Origin of the sequence: Paenibacillus sp. FSL H8-0332 (assembly GCF_037963835.1) — a bacterium.
In the GTDB taxonomy this organism is placed as follows: Bacteria; Bacillota; Bacilli; order Paenibacillales; family Paenibacillaceae; genus Paenibacillus_AQ; species Paenibacillus_AQ rhizoplanae.
Genome location: NZ_CP150145.1, coordinates 2,813,817 through 2,831,066, shown reverse-complemented (window position 1 = coordinate 2,831,066; position 17,250 = coordinate 2,813,817). Strand labels below are relative to the sequence as shown.

The following is a 17,250-nucleotide window of genomic DNA, read 5'->3' as shown; positions in this document are numbered from 1 at the left end:
ATCTCAGAAAAATGGAAATAGCGGACCCGGACTTGAAAATCAAAGTCCGGGTCCGCCGTTGAGTATCATTCTATTCATTCATCAGCTCGACTAAATAATGGCTATAACGAAAAATCAGTCACGCCTTTCTTAGAGGCATATTTCAGCGTATAGGTTCCTCCGCCCTCAAAGGGCATCGTGGCCAGTTTGATCCGGGTATAATCAAGCCTATGCTCTCTTATTACTTTTTTGATCAGACCTGTACCCCGTTGTTCATCCGTAATGACACAAAAGATGTTAAGTACAAATTGCTGCGGGTCTGATACTGTTTTGCCCATCTCAGACCCGTCTACATAGCCAAGCTCCGCATCCGCTAAAAAGAGATTCAGGTATTCCGTTACTTTATCCCTCAACCATTGATCGCGCTGGCTCCCTTGCAGACTCTTCATGGGATATTGGACAACCAGCCAGCATTTCTGATTCATGTCAGTTCACTCCCCGTTTGAGTTAATGAAGAGCTGCCCGAATTCCGTGTTACTTCTTCAAGGCAGCCCAGGAGGCCTCATTCAGCAGCTCCAGCTCCTCCGGCTCCAGCCGGAAGGTCATAGCGCCGACATTCTCCCGGGCATGACGGACCTTGGAAGCGCCGGGAATCGCAACTACGGTGTCACCATGATAATGAATCAGCCAATTCAGCGCAATCTGTCCCGGTGTGCACCCGTATTTGTCAGCGAGTGCGGTCAGGGAGGTGATCAGCGGCTTGCTGCGGGCCAGGCTCTTGTCGTCCAGGCCGGACATCATCCGCCGGGACCGCGAGACTGCCTTAATCTGCGACGGATCTGCGTGGAACCGTCCGGTCAGGATACCCTGCTGGAGCGGGGAATAGGCGATGATCGAGATACCCAGCTCCTTGGCCGCAGCCATGATGCCGTTCTGATCGATGCTGCGGTGCAGCAGATTGTATTTGACCTGATTGGAGACCAGGGTGAGCCCGTAGGTCTGCAAGATGCGGTGCGCTTCCACCATCTGCTTGGCTGAGTAATTGCTTACCCCGACATACCTGATTTTGCCGGCCTGTACCAGTCCCGCCATTGCTTTCATCTCACTGGCAATGGAGGATAAGGAGAACGGCTGGTGGATCTGGTACAGATCAATGTCTCTGCCGCCAAGGCAAGCAATCCGCTGATCAATCGTGGAGGTAATCGAGTGCGCTGTCCGCAGCATCGGCCACCATTTGGTCGCAATCAGCGGAGCCGCATGCGGGCTGCCTTCCTGCTGAAGCTGATCCAGCACATGAGCGAGCGCCTCCTCCGACTTGCCGCCGCCATAGACTTCTGCCGTATCCACCCAGTTCATGCCGCCTTCCAGGCTGACCCGCACGATATCCAGAATATCCGCGTCTGTGATATTGCTCCAGTAACGGCCTACGAATCCTTTGCCCCGGCTGAACTGCCAGCAGCCCAGGCCAAGCGGCGATACCGATAACTCAGAGCGTCCCAGAGGACGCAGCTGGACCTTGCTTGTCAATGTCTCCACGGTTCTTCCTTCTTTCCAAGTGTTAGTTGAATACACTGTTATATAAGAGCTAATATAGCGATGAGACAATCTGACTGTACACAAAGCTTATGACTTCGGCAGCAGCCTGTCAATGACAGCAGTGCAGGCAGGAGCTGGGGGCTTATGGATCACCCGGAACTGGATAACCGGCCCCCAGCCTCTTTTATCGTGGCCTCTAAAAAGGTTGATATGGTATAATTACCCTGCCTATTCATATCCAATTTGCAGGAAGCACAAATGAACCACAAATGTAATGGAGGGAATTCATATTCATGATTAAAATTCTAGGTTTCCTGCTGCTTTACCGGCTGCTCGGCAATCCATTTCTGGCCCTGATCATTCTGCTTGTCGTTCTATATTTCTTAGACCGCCGTTATGTCGGCATTCTGCCCAGCCTCTCCAAGCCATTCCGCCGCAGCCGCCAGATGTCGAAGCTACGGACGACCATTGCCCAGAACCCGAACGATGTCACCGCCAAATTCGATCTGGCCCGGCTACTCATTGAACGCAAACGCTACAGCGAGGCCAAGGAGTTGCTGAGTGCCATCGCCGACCGTTATGAGACATCCGCTGAATACTGGGTGGAGCTGGGATACGCCAACCTCAAGCTGGGCCAGCTTGCCGAAGGCGAAGCCCAGATGCTCAAGGGGCTGGACATCAACCGCCGGGCGCAATATGGGCAGCCTTACCTGCGTCTGGCCGAGATCTTCCGGCATGTGGACCAGGACAAGGCGCTCCACTATGTGAGCCAATTCCAGGAGATTCAATCCTCCTCCAGCGAAGCTTATTATCTGGCTGGATCGATGTTCAAGACGCTGGGGCGCACGGAGGATGCCAAGCTTGCTTTTAACGAATCGCTGGCCGTCTACCGCTCCTTGCCCAAGTACAAGAAGCGTCAGGAACGCGGCTGGGCGCTGCGCAGTTATTTTGCGAAGCTGAAGTAAATTCATCCCGGTCTTCCTAAGCAAATAGCCTCCGGTGCAAATTAACCTTTGCTGACCGGAGGCTTTTATATGCTATTTTACCGGAACAGTGACCTCCAGCTCAGGAATGTACTGCTTCTGTCCATCCTTCCAAATGGTAGGCTTAATGGTGATGCGGGCCGGCATAGTCTCAAACGGTTCATAATTAAAAGTGTAGGTTAAGAAATTGCCTTCGCCCGTCCCGCCTCCGCCGCCGAGTCCCCTAACTTCCCGCCCTTGCTCATCTGAAAGTTCAAAATAGACCGGGAAGTGACCATTCACCTTATATTTGTCCGGAATGTTTGCTTCTATAGCCGTAATGTGCGCCCCGGCTTCTCCTTGTAATTCTGCCACCAGCAGAGTTGAAGTAGTACTTACCTCCAGCCGTTTAATCATCAGATTAATGTGATCATGAGTTTTCAGGATATCCGGTGTAAGAACGACGCTCTCCGATACTTGGCGGGTTACGGGGAACTCAAAAATGAACGGGTCGGCAAACCCGGGAAGATAGACAGACATTTTGAAATCAAAGGTGCCCGGAAGCTGCAAATTCCCTGAATTTAGAGTTGTAATAATGACAGAATCGGAGGCCTCCTGCCCGCCGGGTGCAATCTTCACTCCCGTATTAACAAGCTCTCCGTTTACATAAAAATCCATGGGGCGGTTAAGGCGGCCTGTCTCTGGATCAGGGATAGCCCATGTATCTGAAAAAGACTTGTGCGCATACACGCCCTTCGACCGGGTCAGCACCAGCGACAGACGGCTTCCGTCATACATTTGTTCTGATACGTTTAGCGTCATCCCGTCCTGTGTAACGGTCTGCTGGACATTTGTGGTTAACCCTGCTTCATTAGCTTTCCGCAGCCCGGCATCTCCTGCAAGCTGGAATACGCTTGACATGAACGGCAACTGCTTCAAGGTCTCTGCCATGGCCGGGGAGATGAATCCCAGGCTAATCAGGAGCACCAGCCCTCCGGCCACAGATGCTGCACTAATCATCACCCGGGACAGCCACCGGGGCATTCTTTTACGTCTGAGCGTCTCCTGATGCTCTGAAGCCGCCTCCAAGCCAACCTCATCCTTTTCACTGATGATCCGGTAAGTCTCCTCCATACGCAGATGCACAAGCTCCGGCAGTTCAGGAAGAGTCTCTTCCTGAAGGTCTGCCAGCCTGCTCTCCAACCGCTGCTGGCTCATCCGTTCACCTTCCTTTCTACAGGTTGCTCCAGGGATTGCTGTAACGTCTTACGGGCGCGGTGCAGCCTGGTCTTGACGGCGCTCTCTGATAACTCAAGCAGCCCGGCAATCTCTGGCACGGTTAACCCCTGATAATAATGCAGCTTAACAATGGTTCTTGATATCTCTTCAAGACTGCCAATGGCCTGGCGCAGATCCATCTCTTCTGCGGACGAGGATATGGCTTGTACGCTCTCCGGCGGATTAGGCATGACGACTACCCTCTCCCGTTTGCGCAGAATCAAGTTGCATTCGTTGATCAGAATACGAAACAGCCATGTGTTGAAATAAGCCGCTTCTTTCAGTCCTGAGATGGCTTTAAAAGCTTTCAGTACCGTCTCTTGCATCGCATCTGCACAATCCTCGTCACTCCTGACCATGGACTTGGCCATACTGTACATCCGCCGCTCCTGACTCTTCACCAGTTGGATGAAGACCTCGCTGTCACCCGCCTGGGCACGCCTGACCAGATCCTCTTGTCCGTTATTCAAATATGATTGCCCCCCTTCTTCCGGGAAGCTGCCGCATCCCCATTCAGTGCTTTCTTTCATATACTCTTTAGATGATGTACAAGCCGATAAGGTTACATCGGCACGGTGATTTTTTATGTTTTCTGCGTAAACAGCCAAAGAGCAGGCCCCATATAACCGGGAAACCTGCTCTTTATTGTTTCATCTCTTGTAGTGAAGAACGTTACATATCCAGTGATTTCGGCTGATCGTCCGCAGCCGCCGGACGGAACGGCCACCAGTTGGCCCGGCCGAACATGCGCACCATCACCGGCACGAAGAACGGCAGGAATACCAGTGCATACAGCGCCAGACCGGATAACACGACTGTAGCAATCTGCATCATCGACAGCACCCCTGAAGGGTACATCGAGGCGAAGGTGCCGCCCAGAATCACAACGGCAGAGAGAATTACAGTTCCCATATTGCGCATGGCGTGGAGAATGGCTTCCCGTACATCCCAGGTTTTATTCTCATTGAAGCGGTCCATCAGGAAGATACTATAGTCCACCCCGAGGGCAATCAGCATAACGAAGCTGAAGAACGGCGTCGTCCAGGTGATTCCCGAATAGTTCAGCAGATGCACGAAGATCGCCTCGGTGATGCCCAGTGCCGTAAAGTAAGTGATTAACAATGAGGCAATGATGTACAGCGGCATAATCATCGAGCGGAACAGCACCACCAGGATGATGAAAATACCGCTTAGCATCAGAATGACTGTACGCGTGTAATCTTCATTGGAGATGGTCTGCAAATCATTGTAGGTGCTGGTCACGCCGCTCATGGCTGTCTCCGCATTCTCCAGCTTGGTGCCGGCCACGGCACGGTCAACCGCAGCCTGAATTTGTCCGACACTGTCAATAGCCTTCGCGCTGTATGGATTACCGGCGAAAACCACATCCAGGGTCATGACCTTGCGGTCCCCGGACAGATAGGTATCGAATACCTGCTGCATCCCCTTGGCCTTGAGCGCCTCTGCCGGAACCAGGAACCCGCTCAGCTCATCATCCTTGGCATCCTGAATCTGCTTGAGGTAGTCCTGCGCTGAGCTTAAGCCTCCGGTGATTTGTCCCAGACCATCCGCACTTTGGGTCAGTCCGTCCGTTAGCTGGCCAAGCTGGCCTGTAAGCTCACCGAACCCGTCGGCAAGCTGCTTCTGCCCGCCCTGGAGCTGTGTAAGCCCGGTAGTGATCGCCGGAAGCTTGCCGACAATCTGCCCTTGGCCGTCTGCCGCCTGCTTCAGCCCGGACTGCAGCTTGCCGATACCGGCTACCAGCTGATCCAGCCCCTTCGCCAGCGCAGCCTGCCCTGCTGCCGCTTTGGAATATCCGGCATTGGCCTCCGTCAATCCGGCCGCCGCACCGCTCAGCTGGGCCGAGATCTGGCCCAGTCCTCCGGCAAGTCCCGCAGCTCCCGTACCGCTCTGCGTAACTGTACCTTTGATCGTCTGGTAATTCACATCCTGGAGCAGCTCCGGATAGGCGGCTTCCAGTCCAGTGAAGGAAGCTCCCAGACCGTTAAGTGCATCCGCCACGCCTTGAAGCTGTGTCTGCAGACCGGTGAGGCCCCCGTTCAGCGCGGTCAGGCCGCCGCCGATCTTCTTGTACCCTTCGAGCAGCGCGGCATTGGCCTGTGCCAGTTGCTTCGCACTGCCTGCCGCCTGCGCCAGGCCGGCTTTGATCTCTCCCGCTCCGGCCCCGCCGCTGCGGATACCCTCCTCGATCCGCGTTAGGCCATCGCCCAGCGCGTCAATGCCTTTTTTCAGCTCAGCCGTTCCTTCTGTCAGCTTCGCGCTGCCCGAGGCGGCCTCGGCAAGCTTAGGCCCATTGTCCTTCAGCTGCTTGCTTGCTTCGCTCAGCCCGCTCTGGATCTTGGTTAACCCTTCACTGCTCTGATCCAGACCGTCCGCCAGCGTAGCCACCTGAGTAGGAATCAGGAAGTCATTAATCTGCTCCCCGGTAGGCCGGGACATGCTGCGCACAGCCTTAACGCCATCCACTTTTTCCAGCTCGCGGCTGATCTTCTCTGCAAGGCCCATGTACTCAGCAGTGTCCATCCGGTCGTCATTCTTGATGACAATTTTGCCCGGCATGGATTCACCCGGTCCGAAGCTCTCAGATATAATATTGAACCCTTTGACCGAGGCGTAGTTAGGCCCGATCTCATCCATGCTGTTGAAGCTCAGCTTCCCGCTGTAGGTTAGCAGGAACGGTGCCACAACCGCAGCCACAATCAGCAGCGCGGCCCAGGGTCTCTTCAGCGAGAACGAACCGGCCGCTCCCCAGATCCGGCTCTCACTGTGCTCCAGCTTGCCGCGGGAGGGCCAGAACAGCTTAGGACCCAGCACTGCCATGAAGAACGGCACAACGGTCACCAGTGCAAGCAGCATCACCGCTATGCCGACCGCCACCGCCACCGCCGAACGATAGAGCATGAACTTGGACAAGCCGATCGCCACGAAGCCGACGAAGACGGCCAGCCCTGAATAGAACACCGTTCCACCGGCCTTCCGGTAAGTGGCGATGATCGCGCTTTGTGTATCCTCCGAATGAGCAAGCTCCTCCTTGAACCGGCTGATCAGCAGGATACAGTAATCGGTCCCGATCCCGAACATGACAGCGACCATGAAGATCTGAGTGAACGTCGACAGCGGAAAGTCAAAGCGGTCCACCAGGAACGCGACAATCGACTGGGACACGATATAACTCAGCCCCACCGTCAGCAGCGGTACGAACGGAGCCACGAACGAACGGAACACCACGAACAGAATCAGCAGAATAAACACGACTGTGATATATTCCGACTTTTTCAGACCGGCTTCCGAGCTGGCAATCGTATCCTCCGTAATCAGCCCTTCACTGGTCATATAATGCTCCGCCGTAACGTTACTTAGCAGCTCAGCAGACTTGCCCGGCAGCTCCTTGACCGCCGCTTCTCCGCCTTGCACCGACAATGCCACCATAATCGTCTTGCCGTCCCCAGCAATTAGCGTATCCTTCAACTCAGGCTGTGCGAACGGATCTGTAATCGCGCCGAGCTTAAGGGAATCCTTGTTCCCGGCCAGCTTCTCCACACCCTGCTTAATACTCTCGGTGTCTGCGGCCGTCAGCCCCTCAGGCTTATGGAACACCAGGGCTACCTGATGCACCGTCTCCCCGTCCTTAGCCGCAGCGACCTCCTTCATAATCTCCGCAGCCCGCGATGAGGTATAGCCAGCCGGAACAGCGATCTGCCCCTTCTCGCGCACCAGATCGGACATCCCCGGAGCCGTAAGGAATAGCACTACCGCCACAGCCACCCACACCGCGATAACCGCCCATCTTGCCTTCAAAATCGTTCTCAATTGCTTCTCCCCCCTGCATCCTGCATCAGAAATGCCAGCTTTTCAAACATCGTAATAAACAGCTCTATATTGTCATCCTCGAAGTGGAACAAGTATGGGGAGATCACCTGCTGCATCTGCTTCTCAGAGGTCTTGTAGACACTCTCTCCGTATTCCGTCATGGTCAGATACACCTGCCTGCGGTCATTCTCGTCCCGGGTCCGCTGAATCATCCCGGCTTCATCCAGCCGGTTGATGATGGCAGTAATCGAGCTTTTGCCTACGGCGACTGCTTCAGCCAGATACGTGGAGGTGCATCTCTCCTGTCCGCTGATCAGCCTGAGAATCAGGAATTGGTCCGTTGTCAGACCTTCGCCAAAAATATCCCGGAGCCGCGCATTGATCTGCCTCGTTACGACCATATAAGCATCTACGTAGCGATTGATCCATTCTTCTGCGTCTTTCTTCAATGCTGCTTCCACCTTTCCATATTAGTTCACGTGTCGAACAGTTTCACAGTAAAACTATATTGTCCTTTTCATTAAAAGTCAACTGGTTTTCATGAATTTTACATTGAGATTCATTTGGGCTGTCTCAGCTCCATCTGGCCTGATTTCCAGAAAAATAATGACTATGGTTGTCCCGCGTTAGCCATTCGGATACCAGACTTGTTGCACATTATGCAGGATTTGTGACGAATCAGCGGTCCGGATTCAACTTTGTTGCACATTATGCAGGATTTCCGGTGGTTTGGCTTGTGTTAGACCGTGTATTGTTGCAAAATGTGCAGGATTTCCAGCCCCTTACCGAGCCGGGCTCTGCCGTGTTGTATAATATGCAGGATTCTCCTGAAAGTTGGTGTGCTTGAACGCAAAAACAGCCACCCCGCACTGTAATGTGCAGAATGGCTGTTTATGAAGAACTGTTTAAAGCAGCCAGGGTTCGGGTTCCAGTTCCAGTTCCGCTACCGCACACCGTCTGCCCGCTTACTCCTCGTCCTCCGTCTCTTCCACCTCGTAGACACAGCGGAACATTTCGATTCCGGCAGCGTTCTCGCCCAGGCTGTACACCATGAAGCCCAGACTGCGGTAAAAGTCAGCAGCAATCTCGTCCTCTGTCTCCGCTACCAGATAACGCGGCTGACGGGAGGTGACCAGCTCCAGAATCATGCCGCGCGCGTACCCTTTGCCCCGGTTCTCCGGGAGCACTGCGATATGGCGGATGTCGAGCGAGCCGTCTTCGGTCTCTTCGTAGCCGGTCAGTCCGAGCAGCAGCCCGTCCTCCTCCCAGCCGCACAGCTGCATGGCCGCAAGCTTACTGTATTCCTCCGAAGTGCGGATCAGCGCATCCGGGTCATCTATAACCGCATAAGAGAGCAGCTCATTCACCTGCGGTGTGCCGACAAGCGGCTTCAAATCAATCAACATATGTCTCATCCTCCTAAAATTATACCTGAGCCCAGCGAATCCACTATCCCCGCACCAGCCGCAGCAGCGCATAACCCGTCCAAACCCCAAGCAGGTTAAGCAGCAGATCGTCGATATCCAGGCTCCCGACATGCAGCAGCATCTGCAGCAGCTCCAGTACAAGGATACCCAGTGCAGACAGAAGCGTCAGCCGGATCAAAGAACGGGAGCCGGTGACCACCAGCGGAAGCAGAATGCCAAACGGCGCGAATACCGCCACATTCCCCAGAAGATTCACCAGCCTGTTGGCAGACGATAATCCGTTATTCATATCAAAGTATAAACGCACTGTGCGCAGCGGTTCAAGATTGTAACGGAATGGCCCGTCCAGCTGAACCGTCCGTCCGAACCCGATGAACATCCAGTACAGCAGCATTCCACTATACGCGATCAGCAGCAGCCAGGCCAGGAACCGCCATCCGGGCGGCAGCGCCTGCTTGGCTGATGAAGCCTTCCCCTTCCGGCGGCCTGCATGCGGCTTAGCGATCCTGGCCACCTTCAATAATCTCAATTGTGCCGTCACTCTTGCCGATGATCGCCAGATCCGCGATCCCGATGAAGAGGCCGTGCTCGACGACTCCCGGAATTCGCTGAAGGGCAAGCGCCAGCTCTGCCGCCGATTCAATCGCTTCAAAACGGCAGTCGGCAATATAATTGCCATTATCCGTCTTGTACAGATCTTCTCCGCTGCGCCGCAGCTCCGTCTTGCAGCCCAGCTTAGCCAGAGCGGCAACCGTCCACTCCCAGGCAAACGGTACAATCTCCACCGGCAACGGGAACTTTCCGAGCGTGGTCACCGCCTTGCTCTCATCGGCCACAACGATCATGCGGGTGCTGCCCATGGCGACAATCTTTTCCCGCAAAAGCGCACCGCCGCCGCCCTTAATCAGCTGCAGCGCCCCGTCCAGCTCATCCGCCCCGTCAATCGTCAGGTCGAGGCTGTCCACATCACCGAACGCTACCAGCGGAATGCCCAGCTCACGGGCCTGATCCTCAGACGCCTGTGAGGTAGCTACGGCCGTAATCTGCAAGCCCCCGCTCACCCGCTCACCCAGCTTGCGGATGGCCCAGTAAGCAGTTGAGCCTGTTCCCAGGCCTACCTTCATACCGTCCTGCACATATTCAACTGCCTTCTCCGCTGCCAGCTGTTTCACATTGATACTCATTTTATTCCCTCCATATTATCCGTTATAATGAACAAAGTGGAATCGGCTGTGCCTGTCCACAAGGAATTCTTATCCTTACCCATCAGCCTGACACTAATAATCCATCAGGAGGTATCCGCATGAGAACTGAGAACCAGATCCAATCCAAAATCAACGAAATGACGCTCCAGCGCAGATCCCTGGAGTCACGCCTGACTCCCCTGCCCCCCGGTGACCCGCAGCGGACCGCCCTGGGCGCCCAGCTTAACCGGCTAGAAGAGCTGATTCTAATGCTGGAATGGGTACTGAACGCCCCAGCGGGCAAGTATCACGCCTGAATCCCGGGCTTTGGCCGAGGCAGGCTTTTGCCGTAACACATACTATCCGGATCACCTATGTAAGGCCCGAACAGGTCAATAGGCTGGTAGCCGTGCTTCAGATATAAGGCAATAGATTCCGGCTGCTTGATACCGGTCTCCAGCCGGATTTCACCGCATCCTGCGGCGATAGCCCGTGCCTCCAGATCCTGCAGCATCCGGCTGGCAATTCCCTGCTTGCGGGAACCCGGATCTACATAGAACCGCTTCAGCTCCATTACGGAGCTCTGCGGATCAAGCGGACGCAGCGCGCCGCAACCTACCGCCCGCTCATTCTGATACGCGACCACGAACGTCATCTCCTGCACCTTGGGGTCTGAGAAATCCACACCATAGATCATCTCATGCGGATAGCGGGACTTCAAATCCTCATCGAGCTGGTCGACCAGCTCTCTCAAATCTGTGTTGTACGGATCAACGCGCACGAAATTCACTTCAGTTACAGGGTTCAAGGTAACGCACTCCTTCATCTTTTCTATCGTTACTTCAGCGTCTGTTCAGCTATAATTCCCAAACATCGCCCCGTACAGCCCGGCATTCTCATGCTCGAAGAAGATGAAATCGATCTGCCGCAGCGGCATCTCTGCCGGGCTCTTCGCGCGGACATACCCAACTACAGATTCCAGCGCCGTCTTGCAGGCCAGCTCCTTCGGGAAGTTGTAAATGCCCGTGCTGATGTTCGGAAAAGCCAGGCTCTTCACCCCATGGGCGCAGGCCAGATCAAGGCTGCTCTTATAGCATCTGGCCAACACAGCCGCTTCACCGGCCTTACCGCCCTTCCAGATCGGCCCCACCGTATGTATCACTCCGCGAAAAGCAAGCCGCCCCGCACTGGTGAGCGCAGCTTCGCCGGGAAGGATGCCACCCTGCTTCTGGCGGATAACCGCGCATTCCTCCGCAATTCCCGGGCCCCCGGCCCGGTGTATAGCCCCGTCCACTCCCCCTCCTCCATAAAGACCGGAGTTCGAGGCGTTGACGATCATCTCGCCCTGCCAGGCGGTTATATCACCCTCCTGCACAGACAGGACTACATCATTAACGTTGATCTGCATAGCGGGTCTCCTCCTTCGCCGCAGTCTCCAGCGCCTGAATCAGTTCCTTCTCACCCCTGCGGGCAGCCTTCCCTGAAAAAGAAACATGCGTAAGCCGGCCCCCCTGCACTGCGGCCTGGCGGAGAATGCCCAGCATATAATTCTGCGCATCAGATAACGCCATCTCGCCCGTACCGGCTGCAACCCTACATAGGGCACGGGTCGTTCCCGCCTCTGCCTCCGGCAGGTCTTCTTCCCCGCGCTCATACACCGTGAATTGAAACAGCGGTACCGCTTCCGGCAGCTCCTCGTCCGCAGAGAACCTCTGATTATATACCGAATACATCAGATTGCCGGTATGTGTCCTGGAAGCATGTGTCTCTTGCTCCGCAAGAATTCTGCTGTTCTGATAAGCAATAATTCCGGCCGTGAGCAGCAGAAACAGCACCGCTCCCACAATCAAAGTATACATTCCTGTCACCAGCCCATCGCCTGTAATGAACAATACCGCTTCTATAGTATCATGGACAGAAGTAGCCGGGAATGGTCCTACCCATGTAAAAACAATTTTTTGCGCCGATTCCATAAAGTTATTTTGAGAGATTCAAATTAACAGTTGAAACTTCACGTGGCATGTCTCATAATGAAGTGGAGCCTGCTGTTTTGTCAAATCCATACGAAATCAAGGGAGGATACCTGGAAATGAAATTTTTCTTGGATACCGGAAATATTGAGGAAATCAAACGTATTACCCGCCTCGGATTAGTGGATGGCGTAACGACGAACCCGTCGCTGATTGCCAAGGAAGGCAGATTGTTTAAGGACGTAATCAAAGAGATCGTAGCGATTGTCCCTGGTCCTGTAAGCGCTGAGGTTATCGGTCTTACGGCTGAAGAGATGCTTAAGGAAGCTTACGAGATCGCTGAATGGGCTCCGAACGTGGTCATCAAGCTGCCTATGACCGAGGATGGTCTGGAAGCTTGTTATGAATTGACCAAAAAAGGCATCAAAACCAACGTAACGCTCGTATTCTCCGCTGCTCAAGGCCTCATGGCCGCTAAGGCAGGAGCTACTTATATCAGTCCGTTCGTCGGACGTCTGGATGATATCGGTGTAGACGGCATGAAGCTGATCAAGGATCTGAAGACGATTCTGACCAACTACGACCTGAAATCCGAGATCATTGCCGCCAGTATCCGCAACATTGCCCATGTGGAGCAAGCTGCCATTGCCGGCGCTCACATCGCTACCATCCCGGGATCACTCCTGCCATCGCTCTGGAAGCACCCGCTGACCGACAATGGTATCGAACGCTTCCTCAAGGACTGGGAGAAGGTTCCACAGGTTTAAAAACAAAGCATACAGCCCAAGCCCCTTCCGCATTATGCGGAGCGGGGCTTTTTTGGTGTTGTTAGATTGGACGGACCCATTCCGCCTTGACCCATTTACTTGTTATGCTTATACTTGTTGTAACAAGTAATTTCAAAGGAGCAGTTCATTTATGACTCTTTCCTCACCTCAGCAATTCCTCGGCTTCCTGCTGGGCTCCACCCACCGGAGAATCTCAGTAAGCTTCGCACGGGCGCTGAAGCCGTATGACATCACACCCGAGCAATGGTCCACCCTGCTGATGATCTGTGACCGCAGCGGAGTCAGCCAGAAGGAGGTTGCCGTTGCCTCCGCCAAAGACCAGCCGACCACCGCCCGGATCGTGGAGCTCCTGCTCAAGAAAGGCTTCATTACCAAAACAGCCAACCCGGAGGACCGCAGGGCGTTCCAGCTCTACGCCACCGCAGAGGGGCAGGCGTTAATCGAGAACACTATAGCACTGGAGCAGCAGACTATAGATATGGCTGTAGCCGGGTTGCAGCCGCAGCAGCTTGAAGATCTCCGCAGTATGCTGGAGCAAATCTATCACAACACCGGAAATATACATCAGGAATAGGAGTCAAAACACTTGAATCAATCATCTGAACGTCTATGGACTACATCCTTCATTACACTCACCCTTTGCAATCTTCTGCTGTTCATAGGACTGCAGATGACCTTGTCTACCCTTCCGGCTTATGCGGAAAGTGCTTTGCATGCTTCATCCGTACAGGTCAGCCTTGTCACCAGCCTGTTCGCTTTCAGTGCGATTGCCTCCCGCCTCTTCTCGGCCAGAGCCATGGAGAGAGGCGGGCGCAACCTGCTGATCTTCCTCGGCCTTGCCATTTCCTTGTCTGCGGTGGCCGGATATTATTTCGCAGGCAGCATCTTCACCCTGCTGCTATTCCGCATGCTGTTCGGCATAGGCTTCGGTATGGCCAGCACAGCGTTCCCGACCATGGCCTCCGATGTCATCCCCATCCGGCGGATGGGTGAGGGCATGGGTTACTTCGGATTATCCACCAGCCTAGCCATGTCGGCTGGCCCGCTGATCGGACTCAGCCTGCTGCAAGGACCAGGATTCGGGTCCCTGCTGCTGGGGACGGCTGTCGCGCTTGCTCTGATCCTGCCCATGGGCTTCCGCCTGGCGAAGTCACTGCCTGGCGGACATCTGGAGCCGCCCGCAGTTCCGGCTGCAGCTGTGGGAAGCAATCCTTACCGCAGGCTGCTGCTTCCCTGCCTGCTTAACTTCCTCTTATCGATCTCTTACGGCGGGCTGCTGGGCTTCCTGGCGCTCTACGGGCAAGAGAAGCACCTCCAGCATATCGCTTACTTCTTCCTGTTCAATGCCGTAGCCATCCTAGTGATCCGGCCGCTGTCCGGCAGAATCTATGACCGCTTCGGTCCGGCTGCCCTGCTCATCCCGGGAAGCCTGTTCATCGCCGCCGGCCTGCTGCTGCTGTCCTTCGCCTCTACAACGGCGGGCTTGTTCCCGGCAGCTCTATGCTACGGCTTCGGCTTCGGCTCCATGCAGCCTGCGCTCCAGACCTGGATGATCCAGTCTGTCGAGCCGCGCCAGCGCGGGTTAGCCAACGGAATGTTCCTCAACTCCCTGGATCTCGGTGTCGCCATCGGCTCCATGCTGCTCGGTGCTGTCGCCATGTTCACCAGCTACGCCGTAATGTACCGGTATTCGATCTTGGCACCTCTCCTGCTGCTCGCTGTCTATCTTATGGTACTCGTGACTCAGCGATCCCGTAAGCACAAAGCGGCCCTACAGGGATAGCAGTATGCTACACTTTCGTGGAAAAGACTAAACCGCCTCGCGTCACACGCGCAGGCGGTTTTGTCTTTTCATAGCTATTTCTCACTTCTCCTGCGTACCAGCCGTAACCGTTTCACGCACAGCAGCAGGCATGAACGGGCTTGGCTCTCCCAGACTGTAGATATGAAGCAGATGCATCGCCCGGGTACAGGCGGTATAGAACAGCTTACGTTCATGTTCACGCCCGTATTTCTCAGCGGAACCGTTATAGATGATTACAGCATCGAACTCGACACCCTTGGCGAGGTAGGCCGGAAGCACCAGCGTCCCTTTTTGAAAATTAGGTGTTTCCTTCGTGACCAGCCGCACCGGCAGCCGCTTCTCCAGTTCACGGTGCACCTGTGCGCTCTCTTCCGCTGTCTTGCAGATCACGGCCACATAATGATAACCCTCTGCATGAAGCTTCAGCACATCCTGCTCCACTGAGGAGAGCAGATCCGCTTCACTGTCCACCAGCGTCAGGAGTGGCTCCTCGCCCCGGCGGTGAAAGGGTACGATCTTCTCGCCACCGGGAATCATCGCCCGCGTGAATTCAACAATCTCATACGTAGAACGGTAGCTGCGGGTCAAGGAGATCACCTCAGTGTTCTCTTCACCATAGATACTCACCAGCCCCGCCAGATCTCCCAGCACCTCGCCTTGGGCATAGATCGCCTGGTTCAGGTCGCCGAGCACGGTCATTTTGGCCCGGGGAAACAGGCGGCGCATGAATTCCAGCTGGAACGGCGAGTAATCCTGCACCTCATCGACAATGACATGACGGATCAGCGTATTCGTCCGGAAGCCCTGGCTAAGCTCCTTCAAATACAGGAACGGCGTCGCATCTTCATAGGCCAGCTCATTGCTCCTAATCGCAGCCAGCGTCTGTGCGCAGATCTCATCCCACGCTTCTGGCAGCGGCTGGCGGGTATCCAGGCTCTCAATCAGCTCACGACCTTCGAATAAGCGGCTGTACAGCGCCTTCACATCGACGAAGCGTCCGCGCTTGGTCCAGCCGCGCAGCGGCTTGAGTCGCTGACTGACCACGTAGCGGGCCAGCAGGATTCGCTCCGCATCATAATCATCGAAGCTGTCGTTATGCCCTCCGCCCTTGCGGCGCATCTGGTTGTAGGCCCGCTGATAATCGCTGTTATCCATCAGCTCAATCTGCTCATCTACCCAGGCCGCACTCCGCTCTTCTACGCCGAAGGCCGCAATTTTTTTGAGCAGCCAGCCCGTCATCAGCTCAATCCGGTTCGCCAGCTTGATGCCCGGGTCATAGCTGTAGAACTGGTGCTCCATCTCTTCCTTAGAGGCAACTGCCTTCCCCTGGAACATCAGCGGCTTGAACAGCATGCCTTCATGCTCCAGCAGATTCACATATTGCCGGATAGCGCTAAGGAAGGCCACCGATGATTTATAAGCAATGCCTTCCCGGCGTGTGAACGCTTCCTCTCCGTCCGGGGCATTCAGCAGACTCTCCGTCTGGCTGAACACATCCTCCAGCTGAAATTCCTGGCCCAGCCGGTGCTCCAGATACATCTGGAAGGTCGTCTGCTGCATATTCTCTTCCCCCAGCTCAGGCAGCACAGTGGATACATAGCTGTTGAACAAGGGGTTAGGCGAGAAGAGCAGCATCTGATCCGCCTGAAGCACCTCACGGTACTTGTAGAGCAGATAGGCTACCCGCTGGAGCGCCGCAGAAGTCTTGCCGCTGCCGGCAGCTCCCTGCACAACCAGCATCCGGCTTCTATCATTACGGATAACCGCGTTTTGCTCCTTCTGGATAGTAGCTACGATCGATTTCATCCGGTCATCGGCGCTGTGGCTCAGCACCTGCTGAAGCAGCTCATCGCCGATGGTGACGCCCGTGTCGAACATGACTTCAATCTCACCGTTGTCAATAACGAATTGGCGCTTCAGCTCCATGGTGCCCGTAATCTGTCCGCCCGGCGTCGCATAGGATGCAGGTCCCGGTGCCCCGTCATAATACAGGCTCGAGATAGGCGCGCGCCAATCGTAGATCAGGAAGGTCCCGTTATCCTCCATCAGCGAACCGATGCCCAGATAGATGGTGTCAGCCGCAGCATCCCCCGCCTCGGAGAAATCAATCCGGCCAAAATAGGGCGATACCACCAGCTTTTTATATTTTTTGAGCGACTTGCTGGATTGCAGGTGATGGCGTTCGCGTTCGTTCAGAATCTGTGCCTGCTGCCGCAGACTGGTCGAAGTCTCCCCCAGGTCGTCGGGGCTGCTGAAGTTCACTGTGACCTCTTCCCAGAAGTCTTTGCGCATATCCACGACATCCGTGCGGTGGAGTCCCAGCTCCTCTGACAGCAGCCGGATATGGGTAGACAGCAGCTTGGTGATGCCACTTACCCGCTCCTGCTCCTTTTGCCACTCGTGATCATGTTTATCCAATTCATTTCATCCCCTTCGGAAGGTTGACTAACAATGTTACCAACTCTGTAGTCCTTTTACAAGTTTTTGCCAT

Annotated in this window: 18 protein-coding genes; 5 read left to right on the top strand and 13 right to left on the bottom strand. The window is 54.9% G+C overall.

Annotated features, from left to right (window positions below; translation table 11 throughout):
- Positions 1 to 101 precede the first annotated feature (101 nt).
- Positions 102 to 464, bottom strand: coding sequence for a hypothetical protein (locus tag NST43_RS12150; protein ID WP_339224681.1), 363 nt, complete (start codon positions 462 to 464; stop codon positions 102 to 104).
- 49 nt (positions 465 to 513) lie between these two features.
- Complete coding sequence (locus tag NST43_RS12145) at positions 514 to 1,515, bottom strand: aldo/keto reductase (protein ID WP_339224680.1); 1,002 nt, start codon at positions 1,513 to 1,515, stop codon at positions 514 to 516.
- Between the two features lie 293 nt (positions 1,516 to 1,808).
- Here NST43_RS12145 and NST43_RS12140 point away from each other — a divergent pair, with 293 nt between their 5' ends.
- Positions 1,809 to 2,480, top strand: coding sequence for a tetratricopeptide repeat protein (locus NST43_RS12140; RefSeq protein WP_339224679.1), 672 nt, complete (start codon positions 1,809 to 1,811; stop codon positions 2,478 to 2,480).
- 72 nt (positions 2,481 to 2,552) lie between these two features.
- On the opposite strand, the gene NST43_RS12135 is transcribed toward NST43_RS12140, so the two are convergent.
- The 7 genes from NST43_RS12135 to rpiA all read right to left on the bottom strand — a co-directional run bounded on the left by NST43_RS12135 (position 2,553) and on the right by rpiA (position 10,191).
- Positions 2,553 to 3,695 carry a DUF4179 domain-containing protein gene (locus NST43_RS12135; protein ID WP_339224678.1) on the bottom strand — a complete coding sequence of 381 codons (1,143 nt, stop codon included), beginning with the start codon at positions 3,693 to 3,695 and terminating at the stop codon, positions 2,553 to 2,555.
- Complete coding sequence (locus NST43_RS12130) at positions 3,692 to 4,225, bottom strand: sigma-70 family RNA polymerase sigma factor (protein ID WP_339224677.1); 534 nt, start codon at positions 4,223 to 4,225, stop codon at positions 3,692 to 3,694. The genes NST43_RS12135 and NST43_RS12130 overlap by 4 nt, the downstream gene beginning before the upstream one ends.
- A 202-nt stretch (positions 4,226 to 4,427) precedes the next feature.
- A complete protein-coding gene (locus tag NST43_RS12125; protein WP_339224676.1) occupies positions 4,428 to 7,586 on the bottom strand; it encodes an MMPL family transporter in 3,159 nt (1,052 codons plus the stop codon).
- Positions 7,583 to 8,035 (bottom strand): MarR family transcriptional regulator, encoded by a 453-nt coding sequence (locus tag NST43_RS12120; RefSeq protein ID WP_339224675.1) that lies wholly within the window; start codon positions 8,033 to 8,035, stop codon positions 7,583 to 7,585. The genes NST43_RS12125 and NST43_RS12120 overlap by 4 nt, the downstream gene beginning before the upstream one ends.
- A gap of 516 nt (positions 8,036 to 8,551) precedes the next feature.
- The gene (locus NST43_RS12115; protein WP_339224674.1) at positions 8,552 to 8,992 is read right to left on the bottom strand and encodes a GNAT family N-acetyltransferase; all 441 of its coding nucleotides are present in this window, start codon (positions 8,990 to 8,992) and stop codon (positions 8,552 to 8,554) included.
- A 43-nt stretch (positions 8,993 to 9,035) separates the two neighbouring features.
- On the bottom strand, positions 9,036 to 9,542 hold the full coding sequence (locus tag NST43_RS12110) for a VanZ family protein (protein ID WP_339224673.1): 507 nt from the start codon (positions 9,540 to 9,542) through the stop codon (positions 9,036 to 9,038).
- Entirely contained in the window at positions 9,511 to 10,191 is a 681-nt protein-coding gene (gene rpiA / locus NST43_RS12105; protein ID WP_339225400.1) for a ribose-5-phosphate isomerase RpiA, read from the bottom strand. Before rpiA ends, NST43_RS12110 begins: the two co-directional genes overlap by 32 nt.
- Before the next feature lie 125 nt (positions 10,192 to 10,316).
- Here rpiA and NST43_RS12100 point away from each other — a divergent pair, with 125 nt between their 5' ends.
- Positions 10,317 to 10,514 carry a hypothetical protein gene (locus NST43_RS12100; protein WP_209985617.1) on the top strand — a complete coding sequence of 66 codons (198 nt, stop codon included), beginning with the start codon at positions 10,317 to 10,319 and terminating at the stop codon, positions 10,512 to 10,514.
- Here NST43_RS12100 and NST43_RS12095 read toward each other — a convergent pair.
- Genes NST43_RS12095 through NST43_RS12085 form a run of 3 tightly spaced genes read right to left on the bottom strand, consistent with a single transcriptional unit; the run spans position 10,505 to position 12,170 of the window.
- On the bottom strand, positions 10,505 to 11,005 hold the full coding sequence (locus NST43_RS12095) for a GNAT family N-acetyltransferase (RefSeq protein WP_339224672.1): 501 nt from the start codon (positions 11,003 to 11,005) through the stop codon (positions 10,505 to 10,507). The genes NST43_RS12100 and NST43_RS12095 overlap by 10 nt on opposite strands.
- Positions 11,006 to 11,050: 45 nt before the next feature.
- On the bottom strand, positions 11,051 to 11,605 hold the full coding sequence (locus NST43_RS12090; RefSeq protein WP_339224671.1) for a macro domain-containing protein: 555 nt from the start codon (positions 11,603 to 11,605) through the stop codon (positions 11,051 to 11,053).
- Positions 11,589 to 12,170 (bottom strand): hypothetical protein, encoded by a 582-nt coding sequence (locus NST43_RS12085; RefSeq protein WP_339224670.1) that lies wholly within the window; start codon positions 12,168 to 12,170, stop codon positions 11,589 to 11,591. The genes NST43_RS12090 and NST43_RS12085 overlap by 17 nt, the downstream gene beginning before the upstream one ends.
- Positions 12,171 to 12,286: 116 nt before the next feature.
- Between NST43_RS12085 and fsa the strand changes: the two genes are divergently transcribed.
- The 3 genes from fsa to NST43_RS12070 all read left to right on the top strand — a co-directional run bounded on the left by fsa (position 12,287) and on the right by NST43_RS12070 (position 14,738).
- Positions 12,287 to 12,934: a fructose-6-phosphate aldolase gene (gene fsa / locus NST43_RS12080; protein ID WP_036694437.1), complete on the top strand. Its 648-nt coding sequence runs from the start codon at positions 12,287 to 12,289 to the stop codon at positions 12,932 to 12,934.
- Positions 12,935 to 13,085: 151 nt separating this feature from the next.
- A complete protein-coding gene (locus NST43_RS12075; RefSeq protein WP_339224669.1) occupies positions 13,086 to 13,529 on the top strand; it encodes a MarR family transcriptional regulator in 444 nt (147 codons plus the stop codon).
- A 12-nt stretch (positions 13,530 to 13,541) separates the two neighbouring features.
- On the top strand, positions 13,542 to 14,738 hold the full coding sequence (locus NST43_RS12070; RefSeq protein WP_339224667.1) for an MFS transporter: 1,197 nt from the start codon (positions 13,542 to 13,544) through the stop codon (positions 14,736 to 14,738).
- An 81-nt stretch (positions 14,739 to 14,819) separates the two neighbouring features.
- Here NST43_RS12070 and helD read toward each other — a convergent pair whose 3' ends face one another.
- Positions 14,820 to 17,177 carry an RNA polymerase recycling motor HelD gene (helD, locus tag NST43_RS12065; protein WP_339224665.1) on the bottom strand — a complete coding sequence of 786 codons (2,358 nt, stop codon included), beginning with the start codon at positions 17,175 to 17,177 and terminating at the stop codon, positions 14,820 to 14,822.
- Between the last annotated feature and the right edge of the window lie 73 nt (positions 17,178 to 17,250).

Excerpts from the sequence above, each read along its gene's own strand:
- NST43_RS12150 (WP_339224681.1), bottom strand. The coding sequence starts at position 464 with ATGAATCAGAAATGCTGGCTGGTTGTCCAATATCCCATGAAGAGTCTG.
- NST43_RS12085 (WP_339224670.1), bottom strand. The coding sequence starts at position 12,170 with ATGGAATCGGCGCAAAAAATTGTTTTTACATGGGTAGGACCATTCCCG.
- NST43_RS12100 (WP_209985617.1), top strand. The coding sequence starts at position 10,317 with ATGAGAACTGAGAACCAGATCCAATCCAAAATCAACGAAATGACGCTC.
- NST43_RS12075 (WP_339224669.1), top strand. The coding sequence starts at position 13,086 with ATGACTCTTTCCTCACCTCAGCAATTCCTCGGCTTCCTGCTGGGCTCC.
- NST43_RS12090 (WP_339224671.1), bottom strand. The coding sequence starts at position 11,605 with ATGCAGATCAACGTTAATGATGTAGTCCTGTCTGTGCAGGAGGGTGAT.
- NST43_RS12115 (WP_339224674.1), bottom strand. The coding sequence starts at position 8,992 with ATGTTGATTGATTTGAAGCCGCTTGTCGGCACACCGCAGGTGAATGAG.
- fsa (WP_036694437.1), top strand. The coding sequence starts at position 12,287 with ATGAAATTTTTCTTGGATACCGGAAATATTGAGGAAATCAAACGTATT.
- NST43_RS12140 (WP_339224679.1), top strand. The coding sequence starts at position 1,809 with ATGATTAAAATTCTAGGTTTCCTGCTGCTTTACCGGCTGCTCGGCAAT.
- NST43_RS12135 (WP_339224678.1), bottom strand. The coding sequence starts at position 3,695 with ATGAGCCAGCAGCGGTTGGAGAGCAGGCTGGCAGACCTTCAGGAAGAG.